Source organism: Microbacterium sp. PRC9, assembly GCF_031844125.1.
Classification (GTDB): Bacteria; Actinomycetota; Actinomycetes; order Actinomycetales; family Microbacteriaceae; genus Microbacterium.
Map to the genome: position 1 here is coordinate 97,421 of NZ_JAUZUR010000004.1, position 15,738 is coordinate 113,158.

Below are 15,738 nucleotides of genomic sequence, written 5' to 3' on the forward strand. Positions count from 1 at the left end.
GTCCGACGCACGATCGCGCCGGGGCTAATCGGTGAGCGCCCGCACGACCGCGTCGGCGAGCAGCCGGCCGCGCCGCGTGAGCACGACCCTCCCGCGCAGCGCGGCGGGACCCTCGATCAGCCCGTCCGCGATCAGCGCGGCGACCGCGTGACGGCCTTCGCCGAGGAGCTCCTCGACGGGGAGGCCCTCGCGGATGCGGGTGCGCAGCAGCACGCTCTCGAGGTTTCGGGCCGCGGCATCCGGGATCTCCCGCCCAGCGGCAGGCGACTCCCCCGCGGACAGCCGCTGCGCGTAGGCGGCAGGGTGCTTGACGTTCCAGAACCGCACGCCGGCGACGTGGCTGTGCGCGCCGGGGCCGAAGCCCCACCAGTCTGCGCCGACCCAGTACGCGAGGTTGTGGCGGGAGCGGTGTGCGTCACCACGCGCCCAGTTCGACACCTCGTACCAGTCGAATCCCGCGCCCGCGAGCAGGTCGTCGGCGAGCTCGTACATGTCGGCCTGCACGTCGTCGTCGGGTGCGACGACCTCACCACGGCGGATCTGGCGAGCGAGCTTGGTGCCGTCCTCGATGATGAGCGCGTACGCCGAGATGTGGTCGGGCTCGAGGGACACCGCCGCCTCCAGCGACGTGCGCCAGTCGTCGAGCGATTCACCCGGCGCGCCGTAGATGAGGTCGACGCTGACGTCGAGCCCGGCCACCCGCGCCGCGGCCACCGCGGTGCGGACGTTGTCGGGATCGTGCGTGCGATCCAGGGCCGCGAGCACGTGCGGGACGGCCGACTGCATGCCGATGGAGAGGCGCGTCACCCCGGATGCCGCGAGCTCGGCCGCGACCGCGGGCGTCACCGTGTCGGGGTTGGCCTCGACCGTGATCTCGGCCCCGTCCGCGACACCGAAGGTGTCGCGGACGCCGGCCAGCATGCGTGCGAGGTCGCCGGGCGGGAGCAGCGTCGGCGTGCCGCCGCCGAAGAACACCGTGGACGCGGGACGGTTCCCGCCGGCGCGCTCGAGCACGGGCGCCGCCAGCTCGATCTCTCGAAGGAGCGTGTCGGCGTACTCGTCCTGGCGGGCGCCGCGCAGCTCGGAGGACGTGTACGTGTTGAAGTCGCAGTACCCGCAGCGGACGCGGCAGAAGGGGACGTGCAGATACACGCTGAACTCTGCGGCCGGATCGATGCGCGTGCCGGCCGGCAGCGAGCCGTCCGAGGGAACGGGCTCGCCGAGGGGAAGAGCGGAGCCCATCAGCGCCTCACGCGGGAGTCGTGTACAGCGGCGAGATCGCGCGCAGGTACCGCGTGAACAGCTCGCGACGACGGCGCTTCGTGAGCCCCGGAAGCATCCGGTACAGCATGGCGCGGGGCGCGTCGAACGCGCGGACCGTGAACCAGACCTCGTCGTTGTCGTACCAGTCGAGCATGAACGACTCCTCGCCGCTCACAACGGAGTCGCTCACGGTCCCGAGCGCGAAGCCCACCCGCCGAGGCTCCTCGACGGCGAAGATGACGCGCAGCTCCGCGTCGGCGCGGAGCCCCCTGACGCGGCCGTCGACGCGGATCGTCGTGCCGGCGCCGACGAACGGGGTGCCGTCCGCGTCGAAGCGCTGCTCGGCCTCGGAGCGGCTGGGCCCCACGGGGTTGCCCTCGGCGTCGAAGCTCACCCCCGAGTACATGGGACCGGAGGCGGGCCGCACATCGGTGACGTCGAGCCCGGCACCGCGCTGCGCGGTCCACGACATCAGCGCCTCGCTCGCGGCGCGAAAGCGCGCTTCTCCGCTGCCGATCCGCCACGACTGCTCTGCCGGGATGCTGCGCTCCGGCGGATACTGCATCAGATCCGGCGCTTGGGTCGCCCCGACAGCGGCATAGTCGACGGTGTCGTCACGGAAGGTTCCTCGACGCATGGATTCCAGCCTACTTCGCGAGTCGCATCACTTCTTGGCAGGACCCTCGACGTCGCCTGAGAGCGCGGCGATGAACGCCTCCTGGGGGACCTCGACGCGACCGACCATCTTCATGCGCTTCTTGCCCTCCTTCTGCTTCTCGAGGAGCTTGCGCTTGCGGGAGATGTCGCCGCCGTAGCACTTGGCGAGGACGTCCTTGCGCATCGCGCGGATGTTCTCGCGGGCGATGATGCGGGCGCCGATGGCGGCCTGGATCGGCACCTCGAACTGCTGGCGAGGGATGAGCTTGCGCAGGCGCTCGGTCATCATCGTGCCGTAGGCGTACGCCTTCTCGCGGTGCACGATCGAGCTGAACGCGTCGACCTTGTCGCCCTGCAGCAGGATGTCGACCTTCACGAGGTCGGCGGTCTGCGAGCCGGCGGGCTCGTAGTCGAGGCTCGCGTAGCCCTGCGTCTTGGACTTCAGCTGGTCGAAGAAGTCGAAGACGATCTCGCCGAGGGGCATGTGGTAGCGCAGCTCGACGCGGTCCTCGCTGAGGTACTCCATGCCCAGGAGCGATCCGCGGCGCGACTGGCACAGCTCCATGACGGTGCCGACGTAGTCCTTGGGGAGCAGGATGCCGACCTTCACGACGGGCTCGGACACCTCGGCGACGCGCCCGTCCGGGTACTCGCTCGGGTTGGTCACGACGACGGTGTCGCCGGTGTCGGTCGTGACCTCGTACGTCACCGAGGGCGCCGTCGTGATGAGGTCGAGGTCGAACTCGCGCGAGAGGCGCTCGGTGATGATCTCGAGGTGCAGCAGGCCCAGGAAGCCGCAGCGGAAGCCGAAGCCGAGCGCCACCGACGTCTCGGGCTCGTACTGGAGGGACGCGTCCGACAGCTTGAGCTTGTCGAGGGCCTCACGCAGGTCGGCGTAGTCGCTCTGGTCGATGGGGTAGATCCCCGAGAAGACCATCGGCTTCGGGTCGGTGTAGCCGGCGAGGGCGTCGGTCGCGGGCTTGCGATGGTTAGTGACGGTGTCGCCGACCTTGGACTGGCGGACGTCCTTCACGCCGGTGATCAGATAGCCGACCTCGCCGACGCCAAGCCCCTTCGTGGGGACGGGCTCCGGGCTCGACACGCCGATCTCGAGGAGGTCGTGCGTCGCCTTCGTCGACATCATCTGGATGCGCTCGCGCGGCTCCAGCTTGCCGTCGACCATGCGGACGTAGGTCACGACGCCGCGGTAGGAGTCGTACACCGAGTCGAAGATCATCGCGCGGGCAGGGGCATCCGCGTTCCCCTTCGGAGCGGGGATCTGCTCCACGATGCGGTCGAGCAGCGTCTCGACGCCCATCCCGGTCTTGCCGCTTACCCGCAGCACGTCATCGGGCGAGCCGCCGATGAGGCCGGCCAGCTCTGCGGCGTACTTCTCGGGGTCGGCGGCCGGCAGGTCGATCTTGTTGAGCACCGGGATGATGTGCAGGTCGTTCTCGAGCGCGAGGTACAGGTTCGCGAGGGTCTGCGCCTCGATGCCCTGCGCGGCGTCGACCAGGAGGATCGCGCCCTCGCAGGCGGCCAGCGAACGCGAGACCTCGTACGTGAAGTCCACGTGGCCGGGGGTGTCGATCATGTTGAGCGCGAAGGTCTGGTCGGCGGTGGCCCAGGGCATGCGCACGGCCTGCGACTTGATCGTGATGCCGCGCTCGCGCTCGATGTCCATGCGGTCGAGGTACTGCGCGCGCATGTCGCGGTCGGAGACGACGCCGGTGATCTGCAGCATGCGGTCCGCCAACGTCGACTTGCCGTGGTCGATGTGGGCGATGATGCAGAAGTTGCGGATCAGCTCGGGCGGCGTGGCAGAGGGCTCGAGGGGCTTCAGGGCGCGCGGTGACATGTCCAGACGATTGTACGGGTGCGCGCTGCTCGGCGAACCCCGGCGACGGCGTCCGGGTCAGGCAGGAGCGGGGATGCGGCTCAGCCCGTCGAGCAGCTCGTCGCGGTCGCTGGCCACGCACACGCGGATCCAGCCCTCGCCCGAGGCGCCGAACGCGCTTCCCGGGGCGACGGCGACACCCTGCTCATCGAGGAACCGCTCGCACCAGGCGACGACATCGCCGCCGGAGACGTGCGCGACGTCGATCCAGAGATAGAACGCCCCTGTGGGGTCGAGGTAGCGCAGTCCCCGGGCGTCGAGGAGCGCCGTCGCGGCGGCGAGGTTGTCGCGGTAGTGCGCCGCACTGCGGGCGACGGCCACCCGGTCGCCGGTGAGGGCCTCGGCGGCCGCCCTCTGCGACGGCTCGTCGACGCAGCTGACCACGGACTCCTGCACACGCAGCATGGTCTGCCGCCATCCCGGGGGCGTGACCAGCCACCCGACCCGCGCGCCGGTCATCGCGTAGGTCTTCGACATCGAGAACACCGACAGCACGCGGCCGTCGTCATCGAGCGTCGCAGGGCTCACGTGCGGCTCGCCCCATGTGAAGCGCTCGTACACCTCGTCGCTGATGAGCCACAGGTCGTGGCGGCGCGCCAGGGCGATGAGCGCCTCCAGCGTCGGGCGGTCGAACGTCGACCCGAGCGGGTTGGAGGGGGTGTTCACGATGATCGCGCGCGCCCGCGGGGTGACCAGCGACTCGAGCTCGGCGAGATCGGGCTGGAACGCGCGTCCGGGGCGCAGCGGATACGGCACCGGCGTCGCCTGCAGGAGATGGGCGTTCATCGTGAACGTCGTGTACCCGGGGTCGGGCACGAGGACTTCGTCGCCGTGCGAGAGGGTGAGCGCCATCGCCAGGTGCAGCGCCTGGGTCGCGCCGACCGTCACCCAGATCTGCTCCAGGTCGACGTCCAGGGCGTTCTCGCGGGCGAGCTTGTCCCGGATCGCTTCCCGCAGCGCCGGGATCCCGCCGTTCGGGGTGTAGCGGATCGCCCCCTCGCGCCACGCCTCGGAGGCGGCATCCCTGATCCGCTCCCCCGCGACCTCTGCGGGCTCGCCCACCGCGAGGATGATCGTGCCGGGGCGGCGCAGGGCGCGCTCGAGGATGTGACGCACACCGGAGCCCGGCATGCGCGCGATGTGCGGGGCGATCTCGGGCATGCCGCCATGCTAAGCGGGCGTGCACGGCTACCCTGGCGTCATGGTCGTCCAGGTCGTGCTCGTGCACGGCATCCGGACGTCCGCCACGATGTGGCGCGCGCAGGTCGAGTACCTGGCGGCCCGCGGGAACCCCGTCACCGCTGTCGACCTGCCCGGCCACGGCTCGCGGATGACCGAGGCGTTCACCCTCGAGGCGGCGCTCGAGACGATCGATTCCGCGGTGCGTGCCGCCGCGGAGCGCGGCCCCGTGCTGTTGTCGGGGCACTCGATGGGCGGCCTGCTGTGCATCGAGTACGTCGGTGCCGAGGACCCGCCGCCCGTCGCGGGATTCGTCGCGGCGTCCTGCACAGCGATCCCTCGCGGCGTGGGGCTCGCGACGTACCGCGTGCTCGCCCGCGGCTTCGATTCCCTGCCTGATCGCGGGATGTGGCTGACCGACCGCATGCTCGATCGCATCCTCCCCGACGAGACCCGCGCAGACTTCGGCGCCGGCGGCTACGCGCTGGATGCGCAGGACATCGCGCTGCGCAGCCTCTCGGTGCTCGATCTGCTCGCGGCCCTCCATCGCATCGACGTGCCGCTGTGGTTCGTCAACGGGCAGTGGGACCAGCTGCGCGTGAACGAGAAGCTGTTCATGAGGGTCGCGCAGCACGCAGAGCTCATCGTCGTGCCGCGGACGACCCATCACGTGACGGTGATGCGTCCGCGCGTGTTCGACGCGGTGCTCGAGGTTGCGCTGACGACCCTGGAGGCGTCACACGGCTGACGGCTGCCGCTCGCGGCTGCCGATCGCGTACGTCATGAAGCCGCCCGCGATCGACAGGACGCCCCCCACGAGGAACAGCAGCCAGAAGCCGCCCACGAGGGCGACGAGACCGGCGCCGAGGAGCGGGCCGATGAGCTGGCCGAGGCTCGCCGAGACGTTCACGAAGCCGAGGTCGCGGGCGTGGTCCTCGGGGAAAGGGAGCAGGTCCGTGCCCAGGGCGAGTCCCACCGACATGTACGCGCCGTAGCCGACGCCGAGGAGAGCCGCCGCGATCATCGCGGTGGTGAGCGACGGCGCCACCACCAGGATGATCGACGCGAGACCCTGGACGACGGCCGACCACACCACGAACGGGATCCGTCGCCCGGTGCGGTCCGAGATCCACCCCGACGCGATCGAGGAGCCCACCACGAACACGGTGTAGACGAGGATCAGGAGCAGCAGCTCGTCCTCGGCCGTCGCGGGGTCGCGGTGCAGGCCGTACAGCAGGAAGAACAGCAGCAGGCCGGTTCCGAGCGCATTGCCGATGTTCACGGTGAGGCGCCCGGCGAGCAACCACGCGAAGTCGCGATCGCGCAGCGCCGCGAGCCGTTCGCCGAGCGTGCGCACCTGGCGGGCGACGGCGACGTCCGAACGCGCGGGCGGATCGGGCAGCAGGAGCGCCGCCGCCGTGCCCACCACCGCGAGGAAGCCGGCGAGAACGAGGTACCCGACCACCACGCCGAGCTCGAGCAGCACGATCACGCCGACACCCACGACGATGCCGAGGGCCTGCGATGAGGAGACGGCGGCGGATGCTGCTCCCCGCTGCGTCGTCAGTTGATCGGCGATGAGGGCGGTGAAGGCCGCCGACGCGACCGCGACGCCGACGGAGACGCCGACCCACGCGAGGCCCACGCCCCACGGACCGGACGCGAACGCGATTGCGGCGAGCGACGCGGTGCCGAGCCACACTCCGCCGAGCGCCCAGGGGCGTCGGCGCCCCATCCTGCCACGGGTGCGGTCGGACAGACCGCCGGCGACGGGGGCGGCGATCACGCCGGCGACGCCGCCCATCGCCAGCACGAGGCCGGACGACACCACGCCCGACACCCACCCGTCGGCATCGTCCGGCGTGTTGAGCTGCAGCGGGATGAGCAGCTGCAACGGCGTGAGCTGCACCGTCCACAGCGCGAGCCACGCGAGCGTGAAGAGCGCGAACCAGCCCGCGCCGACCCTGGCGCCCGGCCGGGCGCTCACGCGCGTGCCTCCGCGATGAGGGCGCGGTACCAGTCGAACGACGCCTTCGGCGTTCGTGCCGAGGTGTCGAAGTCGACGTGGACGAGGCCGAACCGCTGGGACCAGCCGTCCGCCCACTCGAAGTTGTCCAGGAGCGACCACACCGTGTACTCGCGCACATCGACGCCCGCAGCGGCGGCCGCGCCGACGGCATCGATGTGCCCCGCGAGGTACGAGATGCGCTCCGCGTCGGGGACGGGTCCGTCGACGTGGTCCGGCTCGGGGAACGACGCCCCGTTCTCGCCGATGACGAGCGATGGCAGGCGGTCGCCGTAACGCTCGCGGAGATCGAGCAGGAGGCCTGTGAGGGCCGCGGGCACGATCGGCCACTCGGAGCCGAAGCCCGTGACCGGCGCGCCGGGCGTGGGCACGATCTCGAACGGGACGGGGCTGCCCTCAGGCGCGGCGGCGACCGTGGTCGGGTTGTAGAAGTTGATCCCGTAGAAGTCCCCCGGCGCTGAGATCAACTCCAGATCGCCCTCCTCGACGGGCATCGGCGGGATGCCGAACGCTTCGAGGTCGGGGTAGGCGCCGGTCAGTACGGGGTCGGCGAAGACGCGGTTGTGGAGCAGGTCGTACACGGCCGCGGCCGCGAGGTCGGGATCCGTCTGCCTCGCCGGGAGCACGAGGGTGTGATTGTTGACGATCCCGACCTCCTCGGCGCCCGCCGCGCGCAGCGTGCGGAGGGCGAGGCCGTGCGCGAGCAGCTGGTGGTGCACGGTCGGCAGCGCGCCGAACAGCAGCTGCCTGCCCGGCGCGAGAGTGCCGACGGCATAGCCCTGCAGCGACGTCGAGACCGGCTCGTTGAGCGTGTACCAGTGACGGATGGTGTCGCCCAGCGACTGCGCGACGATCTCGGCGTACTCGCCGAACCGCAGAGCCGTGTCGCGGTCGAGCCACCCGCCGCGCTCTTCGAGGACGCTCGGAAGATCCCAGTGGTACAGGGTCGCGAAGGGCGTCACGCCGGCCTCGAGCAGATCGTCGGCGAGTCGTCGGTAGTAGTCGAGTCCGGCCCGGCTGACAGGGCCGCCGGGCTCAGGCTGGATCCGCACCCACGAGATGGAGAAGCGGTAGCGATCGACGCCGAGCGCGGTCAGCAGCGCGACGTCCTCGCGATGACGCCGGTAGCTGTCGGGACCCGGGTCCGCCGTCGCCCCGTCGCGCACCGCGCCAGGCGTCGCGACGAAGTCGTCCCAGATCGACCGCCCGCGTCCGTCAGCGGCACGCGAGCCCTCGATCTGGAACGCGGCGGTGGCCGCCGACCACCGGAAGCCCGGCGGGAACGGCGAGAGATCGACAGACGGATGCTGCGGCACGGCGGACTCCTTCGTCACGGAGCGCGCATCCCCAGCGGTGCGCGCACCCACGCGTAGATCATGCATCATCGAAGGGGTCTGCCGTGCAGGCCTGTGGACGTCCATGAGTGATCGGTTCACCTGGTAGAATCCTTGTTTGGCTTGCGTGTGGGTTCGCCCTCACGACCGCCGCGAAGCGCCCCTCTCTCGCTGACCGGCACATAAATCCGATTCACCTTCGAACGAAAGAACGTCGACACGTGGCGAACATCAAGTCGCAGATCAAGCGCAACAAGACCAACGAGAAGGCGCGCGAGCGCAACAAGGCCGTCAAGAGCGAGCTGAAGACGCACGTGCGTCGCACCCGCGAGGCCGTCGCGGCCGGCGACAAGGCCGCGGCCGAGAAGGCGCTGGGCACGGCGACCAAGAAGCTCGACAAGGCGGTCAGCAAGGGCGTCATCCACAAGAACCAGGCGGCGAACCGCAAGTCGGCCATCGCCAAGCAGGTCTCCGCTCTCTGAGCCTCTGACAAGCTCCGCGACCCTCGAGTCGCGTGAAGGCCCGTCCCGCGAGGGGCGGGCCTTTCGCTTGCGTTCGCGGGCGCCGCGTCAGGCGCCGTACGGTGCACGCGTGGCGATCACCGTGATCATGCGCTCGAGGGCGAACACCGCGTCGCGCGAGCCGCCTTTGACCTCAGCATCCGCCCGTGCCGTCGCCTGGATCGCGCGGCCGAGGCTCTCTTCGTTCCAGCCGACCAGGTCGCGGCGCGCGCGATCGATCTGCCAGTCCTTCATGCCCAGTCGCGAAGCGAGGGCCTTCGCCGGCTCGCGGTTGCCCGCGACCCGCGCCATCGTGCGCAGCTTCATGGCGACGGCCGCGACGAGCGGCACCGGGTCGGCGCCCGAGGCCAGGGCGTGCCGGAGCGCGATGAGCGCCTCGCCGTAGCGCCCCGCGATCGCGGTGTCGGCGACCGCGAAGGCCGACGTCTCGACGCGGCCACCGTAGTAGCGCTCGACCACCTGGTCGGTGATGTCGCCGGGGACGTCCGCGATGAGCTGCTGGCACGCCGCCGCGAGCTCGGTGAGGTCGTCGGCGAACGCGGAGACGAGCGTGCGCAGCGCGGTCGGCGCGATGCGCTTCTTCGCAGCCTGGAACTCGCCCGCGGCGAAGTCGAAGCGGTCCGAGTCGCGCTTGACGGCCGGGCATGCGATCTCGACGCCCGAGCCCTCCCCCGCACGGATCGCGTCGAGCAGCTTCTTGCCGCGCACACTCGCACCGGTGTGCCTGAGCACGACCGTCGCGCCGTCCTGCGGCGCGGCGAGGTAGGCGACGGCCTCGGCGAGGAACGTGTCGGAGCACTTCTCGACGCCGCTCACCCGGACCAGCCGAGGCTCGCCGAACAGCGACGGCGACGTGACGCCGAGGAGCGTTCCGGCGGCGTAGTCGTCCGCGCGGACGTCGGACACCTCGAGCGTCGGGTCTTCGGCGCGCAGGTAGTCGCGCACGCCCGCGATCGCCCGTTCGGCGCAGACCTCCTCGGGCCCGGAGACGAGCACGATCGGCGCCGGCTGCGGAGCCCGCCAGGACAGCTGGGGAATGGCGCTGCGCGCGGCCTTCGCGGGTGCTCGGCGTGCGGGGGAAGCCATTGCCCCAGCCTACCGACGCCCACCGACGGCGGCCGCCCTCCCCTCATCCGCCGCGGTCGCGCCAGATCGCCACGGAACCGGCCTCGGCGCTCCACAGCGCGATCGCGCCGTCGCGGTCGGTGCGTGCGATCGTCGCGTCGACGTCGGCGAGGATCTTGAGCGCCTCGTCGCGCGGATGCCCGTAGTCGTTACCGGCGCCCACTGTGACGAGCGCGATCGACGGCCGTGCGGCGGCGTAGAGCCCTGCGTCCTGATCGGCGCTGCCGTGATGAGCCGTCTTGACGATCGCGTAGGGCGGATCCAGCACCCCCGACGCCGTCAGGAGCCGCTGCGGCGAGGCCGAGAGGTCGCCGAGCAGGAGTGTCGGAGGGATGCCGCCGCCTCGGACGTCGAGCACGACGCTGGCGTCGTTGCCCGACGGGAAGGCGCGGCTGCCGGCCTTGGGCCAGAGCACCCGCCACCGTGCACCTCCCAGCGACCCGCTGAGGCCGGCCGACGCCTCGGTCGCCCGGGCTCCCCGCGCCGTCAGCGATGCGATCGCTGATTGCCCCTTCGCATCGCCTGGTCCGTGGAGCACCGTGCCGATACGACCGCGCACCGCGTCGAGCCCGCCGACGTGGTCGAGGTCGGAGTGGGTGAGGACGAGCAGGTCGATGCGATCGATGCCGGCTCGCGAGAGACAGGCGGCGAGCGCTTCAGGGTCGGGCCCGGTGTCGATCAGCGCGACGGCGCCCTCCGACCGGAGCAGGACCGCATCTCCTTGGCCGACGTCGCACGCGAGCAGCGCCCAACTGCCGGGGAGGGTCCATCGGCCGGCGAGCGTGGTCAGGGCTGCGGCGCCGAGCCCGCCACCGGTGAGCACCGCGACGACCACGATCGCGATCCCGCGTGTGGCCCGTCGAGCCCTCGAGCCGCCACGCTCGAGCGCGATCGCGAGCCCGATCGACAGGCCGACCCCGGCGAGGGCCACCGCGCCCGGGATGCCCTCCAGCCAGGCCAGCGCGTCGGCCGGAAGCGTCGACGCGGTCGTCGCCGTCGCGGCGATCCACGATGCCGGCAGCCAGGCGAGCGCCGCGAGACCCGACTGCAGCCACGGCAGCGGTCCGCTGAGACACGCCGCGAGCCCCAGCACGGTCGCGGCCGGTGCGGCGGGTCCGGCGAGAAGGTTCGCGAGCACGCCGTAGACGGGCACCGTCGGCTCGATGAGGATCAGCAGCGGGCCGCACGCGAGCTGGGCGGCGAGGGGCACCGCGAGGGCGAGTGCCAGCGGCCGCGGGACTGCTCTGGCGAGGCCGGTGGCCAGCGGGCGCGCCCACAGCAGCAGCGACCCCGTCGCCACGACCGAGAGCGCGAATCCGAGCGAGGCTGCAAGCCATGGATCCAGCACGAGGAGCAGGGCGACGGCGACCGACAGCAGGGCCATACCCGCACCGGCGCGGCCGAGCAGCACGGCGAGCATCGCGATCGCGGCCATCGCGGCCGCGCGCACGACGCTCGGCTCCGGCGTGACCAGCATCACGAAGCCGGCGAGGACCGCGACCCCGCAGGCGACGCGGAACCGCCGCGATGCGCCGAGCGCGGCGGCGAGGGCGAACGCGATGCCCACGACCAGCGCGCAGTTGGCGCCCGACACGGCCGTGAGATGCGACAGCGAGGACTCCTTCATCGCCGCGTCCAGGGACGGCGACACGGCCGACGTGTCGCCCACCGCGAGCCCCGGGATGAGCCCTGCGCCCTCGCCGGGCAGACCGTGCACCGCCGCGACGAGCCCTCGGCGCAGCCCGCCGGCGACGGCTGCGGCGCCGCTCGGGGCCTTCACCACCTCCAGCCCGCGCGAGGCCCACACCTCGAGCACCGCCCGCTCCCCCGGGCGCCCCGGCTTCGCCGTGCCGCGGGCGTCGACGGTCGAGCCGACGTCGAGCTGCCAGGGGCGGTCGACGTCCTCCGCCGAGACGCGCACCGTGATCTCGACCGGCGTCGCATGCGTCACGTCGCCGATCCGCACATGCGACGCCCGGGCATCGAAGGCGAGCGATCCGTCGGCGCGTCGCTCGATCTTGCCGATGACGTCCGCGCGGATGTCGACGGCCCGGCCGCCGGTGAGGGCGAGATCCTCGACGGCGGTCCGGGCGGGCTGCGCCAGGGCGACGTGGGACGCGGCTGCCGCCGAGGCCGCCCCTGCGAGCACGACGACCACGAGCGCACGGCGCACGGCGGCTCGAGGCATCCGGATTCGCGTCGGTGCGCCGCCGTGGCGAGACGGAACGCCCTCGCGTGTGCTGAGGCCCAGCACAGCCGTCGTCAGGCCGAAAACGAGCACCCACAGGGTCAGAGCCATCCAGGGCGCTGCCGCAGGAGCCAGGATCGCGGCGGCGGCGACCGCCCAGCATGCAGCTGCGACCGGTACCAGCCGCAACCCGAGTCGGCGGCGCACGTCACACCGTCACGAGGTCGCGCAGCGACTCGAGCATCTTGTCGCCGATGCCGGGGACGGCGAGGAGATCCTCGACGCTCGTGAACCCGCCGCTGTCGTCGCGCCACGCGATGATGCGCTCGGCCAGCGCCGGCCCGATGCGTGGCAGCGTTTCGAGGACAGTCGCGTCCGCGGTATTGAGATCGACCCGTGTGTCGGCCGGTGCTGCGGGTCCGGGTGGTCCCGCGGTCGGCGGTGCCTCTCCTTCGCGCGGCACCGGCAGCTGTTCGCCGTCGTCGAGCGTGCGCGCCAGGTTGACCGCGTCGCGGTCCGCGTCATCGGCGAACCCGCCGGCGGCCGCGATCGCATCGACGACGCGGGAGCCCGCCGGGAGCATGTAGAGGCCGGGGGTGCGCACCGCTCCCGAGACGTGCACGTAGAGCCGGGATGCGGGCGTCGCCGCGGCCGCGGGCGTCTGGTCGATGACGACCTCGTCGACAGGGGCGATCGCGGCCCGAAGGATGCCGATCCCGACGGTGATCGCCAGCGCGGCGATCACGAGCACGACGACGGCGCCGACCCCGAGGCGGCGGCGTGCGGCGAGGCGTTCGGACGACGCGCCCTCGGAACGGTCGCCGGCTGTCACGGACCCACGGTAGGAGGCGGGAGGGGACGCAGACGCAGCGGGTCCCGGGGATGTGCATATCCCCGGGACCCGGTCCTCCTGTGGAGGAGGCTCAGTGCGTGCTGAAGCTCACGACCTTCGGCGGGCGGACGACCACCCGGGTGATCTCCCGTCCTGCGAGCGAGCGCACGACCTTCTCATCGGCCCGGGCGAGTCGCTCGAGCTCTGCGGCGTCGATGCGGGCGGGCACCCGGAGGGTGCCGCGCACCTTGCCGTCGACCTGCACGACCGCGGTGACGCTCTCCTCGACGAGGAGGGTCGGGTCGGCGGTGCGCCACGGCACCAGGCCGACGAACCGGTCGTACCCGAGGATCTCCCACATCTCCTCCGCCAGGTGCGGAGCGAACAGGTCGAGGATCATCGCCGTGGCCTCAGCGGCCTCGCGGACGGCGGGGTCGGCGGGCCCGGCGCCGGTGTCGATGGTCTTGCGCGTCGTGTTCACCAGCTCCATGAGGCGCGCCACGACGACGTTGAACTTGGTCTGCTCGACGAGCCCCGGAGCGTCCGCGAGGAGGCGGTGGGTCACACGCCGCAGCGAGACGTCGCCCTCGGCCCACACCACGTCGGGATCGCTCGTGACGTCCGAGGCGACTCGCCAGGCGCGGGCGAGGAACTTCTGGGCACCCGTGGTCGACACGTCCTCCCAGTTGATGTCGTCCTCGACAGGTCCGGCGAACGCGATCGCGGTGCGCACCGCGTCGGCGCCGGGATCGACCATGCTCGACGCGAACTCGACCAGGTTGCCCTTCGACTTCGACATCTTCGAGCCGTCGAGGAGCACCATGCCCTGGTTGATGAGGCTCGAGAAGGGCTCGGTGAAATCGATGAGCCCCATGTCGAAGAGGACCTTGGTGATGAACCGCGCGTAGAGCAGGTGCAGGATCGCGTGCTCGACGCCGCCGATGTACGAGTCGACGGGGGCCCAGCGGTCCGCCTCGCGCGACGGGAACGCCTCGTTCGGGTCCTTCGGCGCCAGGAAGCGGAGGAAGTACCACGAGCTGTCCACGAACGTGTCCATCGTGTCGGGGTCGCGCAGCGCCGGCTTGCCCGTCTCGGGGTCCGTCGCTCTCATCCACTCCGTCGCGCCGCCGAGAGGCGACGTGCCCTTGGGGGCGAGGTCGAGTCCGTGCGCTTCGGGCAGGCGCAGCGGCAGCTGGTCCTCGGGGACGGGCACGATACGGCCGTCCTCGGTGTGGATCATCGGGATCGGCGTGCCCCAGAACCGCTGGCGCGAGATGAGCCAGTCGCGCAGGCGGTACGACTTCGCGGCGCGCCCGGTACCGCCGGCCTCGAGCTGCTCGATGATGCGCGCGATGGCGTTGCGCTTGGAGAGTCCGTCCAGCGAGCCCGAGTTGATGAGGCGTCCCTCGCCGGTCAGCGCGATGCCGGTCGTCGCGGGGTCGAGCTCGGACAGCGTCTCGAGGGGGCCCGGATCGATCGGCACACCCTCCTCGTCCAGCTCGATGACCGGGATCGCGCCCGTGATCGGCGCCGTGGTGTCGACGACGACCTTGACGGGCAGATCGAACGCCCGCGCGAAGTCGAGGTCGCGCTGGTCGTGTGCGGGCACGGCCATGACGGCGCCGTGGCCGTAGTCGGCCAGCACGTAGTCCGCGGCCCAGATGGGCAGGCGCTCCCCGTTGACGGGGTTGACGGCGAAGCGGTCCAGGAACACGCCGGTCTTCGGGCGATCGGTGCTCTGGCGCTCGATCTCGGTCTCGCGCTGCACGCTCTCGAGGTAGTCCTGGAAGCGCATGCGCACGTCGGCCGACGAGCCGGCGGCGAGCTCGGCTGCCAGGTCGCTGTCGGGGGCGACGACCATGAAGGTCGCGCCGTGGAGAGTATCGGGTCGGGTCGAGAAGACGGTGACCTTCTCGGCGCGGCCTTCGATCTCGAAGTCGATGTCGGCACCCACCGAGCGGCCGATCCAGTTCCGCTGCATGCGGATGACCTTCTGCGGCCAGAAGCCCTCGAGCTGGTTGAGGTCGTCGAGCAGCCGGTCGGCGTACTCGGTGATCTTGAAGTACCACTGTGTGAGCTTCTTCTTGATCACCTCGGCGCCGCAGCGCTCGCAGTGGCCGTCGACGACCTGCTCGTTGGCGAGCACGGTCTGGTCGTTGGGGCACCAGTTGACCGGGCTCTCCTTGCGGTAGGCCAGGCCGCGCTCGTAGAGGCGCTGGAACAGCCACTGGTTCCAGTGGTAGTACTCGGGGTCGCTCGTGTGGAGGATGCGGCTCCAGTCGTACGACGAGCCGTACTCGCGGAAGCTCTTCTTGTGCTGCTCGATGTTCGCGTAGGTCCACTCGCGCGGGTCGGCCCCGCGCTGGATCGCCGCATTCTCGGCGGGCAGGCCGAACGAGTCCCACCCGATCGGGTTGAGGACGTTGTAGCCGCGGTGACGCCAGAACCGCGCGACGATGTCGACGTAGGCGTAGCTCTCGGCGTGGCCCATGTGGAGGTCGCCGGAGGGGTACGGGAACATGCCGAGCACGTACTTGCGGGGGCGCGTGTCGTCGGCGCCGCCGGCGCGGAACGGGTCGGCCTCGGCCCAGCGCGCCTGCCACTTCTGCTGGATCGAGTAGGCGTCATAGCCCTCTGTGGGCGCAGAGGTGTCGGGGGTTTCGGTCTGACTCACGTGGAAAGTGCCAATCATGGAAGCCGGAAAGCGCGCGCAGCG

The 15,738-nt window shown here is 71.4% G+C and carries 12 protein-coding genes; 2 read left to right on the forward strand and 10 right to left on the reverse strand.

From position 1 onward, the window contains the following. Positions 1-24: 24 nt before the first annotated feature. Genes hemW through Q9R33_RS09735 form a run of 4 tightly spaced genes read right to left on the reverse strand, consistent with a single transcriptional unit; the run spans position 25 to position 4,978 of the window. A complete protein-coding gene (hemW, locus tag Q9R33_RS09720) occupies positions 25-1,242 on the reverse strand; it encodes a radical SAM family heme chaperone HemW (protein WP_311293613.1) in 1,218 nt (405 codons plus the stop codon). A 7-nt stretch (positions 1,243-1,249) separates the two neighbouring features. Beyond that, the gene (locus Q9R33_RS09725) at positions 1,250-1,900 is read right to left on the reverse strand and encodes a DUF1990 family protein (protein WP_311293614.1); all 651 of its coding nucleotides are present in this window, start codon (positions 1,898-1,900) and stop codon (positions 1,250-1,252) included. A 27-nt stretch (positions 1,901-1,927) separates the two neighbouring features. Further along, positions 1,928-3,778 (reverse strand): translation elongation factor 4, encoded by a 1,851-nt coding sequence (gene lepA, locus Q9R33_RS09730; RefSeq protein ID WP_056367389.1) that lies wholly within the window; start codon positions 3,776-3,778, stop codon positions 1,928-1,930. Between the two features lie 57 nt (positions 3,779-3,835). Beyond that, positions 3,836-4,978 (reverse strand): aminotransferase class I/II-fold pyridoxal phosphate-dependent enzyme, encoded by a 1,143-nt coding sequence (locus Q9R33_RS09735; RefSeq protein WP_311293615.1) that lies wholly within the window; start codon positions 4,976-4,978, stop codon positions 3,836-3,838. Positions 4,979-5,018: 40 nt separating this feature from the next. Here Q9R33_RS09735 and Q9R33_RS09740 point away from each other — a divergent pair, with 40 nt between their 5' ends. Next, positions 5,019-5,744 (forward strand): alpha/beta fold hydrolase, encoded by a 726-nt coding sequence (locus Q9R33_RS09740; RefSeq protein WP_056367391.1) that lies wholly within the window; start codon positions 5,019-5,021, stop codon positions 5,742-5,744. On the opposite strand, the gene Q9R33_RS09745 is transcribed toward Q9R33_RS09740, so the two are convergent. Then, positions 5,733-6,983, reverse strand: a complete 1,251-nt coding sequence (locus Q9R33_RS09745) for an MFS transporter (RefSeq protein WP_311293616.1) — start codon at positions 6,981-6,983, stop codon at positions 5,733-5,735. The genes Q9R33_RS09740 and Q9R33_RS09745 overlap by 12 nt on opposite strands. Beyond that, a complete protein-coding gene (locus tag Q9R33_RS09750; RefSeq protein ID WP_311293617.1) occupies positions 6,980-8,356 on the reverse strand; it encodes a GH1 family beta-glucosidase in 1,377 nt (458 codons plus the stop codon). The genes Q9R33_RS09745 and Q9R33_RS09750 overlap by 4 nt, the downstream gene beginning before the upstream one ends. Positions 8,357-8,577: 221 nt before the next feature. On the opposite strand from Q9R33_RS09750, the gene rpsT reads away from it, so the two are divergent. Further along, the gene (gene rpsT / locus Q9R33_RS09755) at positions 8,578-8,838 is read left to right on the forward strand and encodes a 30S ribosomal protein S20 (protein WP_056367392.1); all 261 of its coding nucleotides are present in this window, start codon (positions 8,578-8,580) and stop codon (positions 8,836-8,838) included. Positions 8,839-8,925: 87 nt separating this feature from the next. Here the strand turns inward: rpsT and holA are convergent, their stop codons facing one another. The 4 genes from holA to leuS form a co-directional block, all read right to left on the reverse strand. Continuing rightward, positions 8,926-9,963 (reverse strand): DNA polymerase III subunit delta, encoded by a 1,038-nt coding sequence (holA, locus tag Q9R33_RS09760; protein WP_310246811.1) that lies wholly within the window; start codon positions 9,961-9,963, stop codon positions 8,926-8,928. A gap of 43 nt (positions 9,964-10,006) precedes the next feature. Continuing rightward, positions 10,007-12,190, reverse strand: a complete 2,184-nt coding sequence (locus tag Q9R33_RS09765) for a ComEC/Rec2 family competence protein (protein ID WP_310246813.1) — start codon at positions 12,188-12,190, stop codon at positions 10,007-10,009. Between the two features lie 208 nt (positions 12,191-12,398). Then, on the reverse strand, positions 12,399-13,022 hold the full coding sequence (locus Q9R33_RS09770; protein WP_311293618.1) for a ComEA family DNA-binding protein: 624 nt from the start codon (positions 13,020-13,022) through the stop codon (positions 12,399-12,401). Positions 13,023-13,113: 91 nt separating this feature from the next. Next, entirely contained in the window at positions 13,114-15,714 is a 2,601-nt protein-coding gene (gene leuS, locus Q9R33_RS09775; protein ID WP_396654085.1) for a leucine--tRNA ligase, read from the reverse strand. Positions 15,715-15,738: the final 24 nt, after the last annotated feature.

What these genes read in the sequence shown, in the direction of transcription:
- hemW (WP_311293613.1), bottom strand. Translation starts at nt 1,242, where the DNA reads ATGGGCTCCGCTCTTCCCCTCGGCGAGCCCGTTCCCTCGGACGGCTCG.
- Q9R33_RS09725 (WP_311293614.1), bottom strand. Translation starts at nt 1,900, where the DNA reads ATGCGTCGAGGAACCTTCCGTGACGACACCGTCGACTATGCCGCTGTC.
- lepA (WP_056367389.1), bottom strand. Translation starts at nt 3,778, where the DNA reads ATGTCACCGCGCGCCCTGAAGCCCCTCGAGCCCTCTGCCACGCCGCCC.
- Q9R33_RS09735 (WP_311293615.1), bottom strand. Translation starts at nt 4,978, where the DNA reads ATGCCCGAGATCGCCCCGCACATCGCGCGCATGCCGGGCTCCGGTGTG.
- Q9R33_RS09740 (WP_056367391.1), top strand. Translation starts at nt 5,019, where the DNA reads ATGGTCGTCCAGGTCGTGCTCGTGCACGGCATCCGGACGTCCGCCACG.
- holA (WP_310246811.1), bottom strand. Translation starts at nt 9,963, where the DNA reads ATGGCTTCCCCCGCACGCCGAGCACCCGCGAAGGCCGCGCGCAGCGCC.
- Q9R33_RS09765 (WP_310246813.1), bottom strand. Translation starts at nt 12,190, where the DNA reads ATGCCTCGAGCCGCCGTGCGCCGTGCGCTCGTGGTCGTCGTGCTCGCA.
- leuS (WP_396654085.1), bottom strand. Translation starts at nt 15,714, where the DNA reads ATGATTGGCACTTTCCACGTGAGTCAGACCGAAACCCCCGACACCTCT.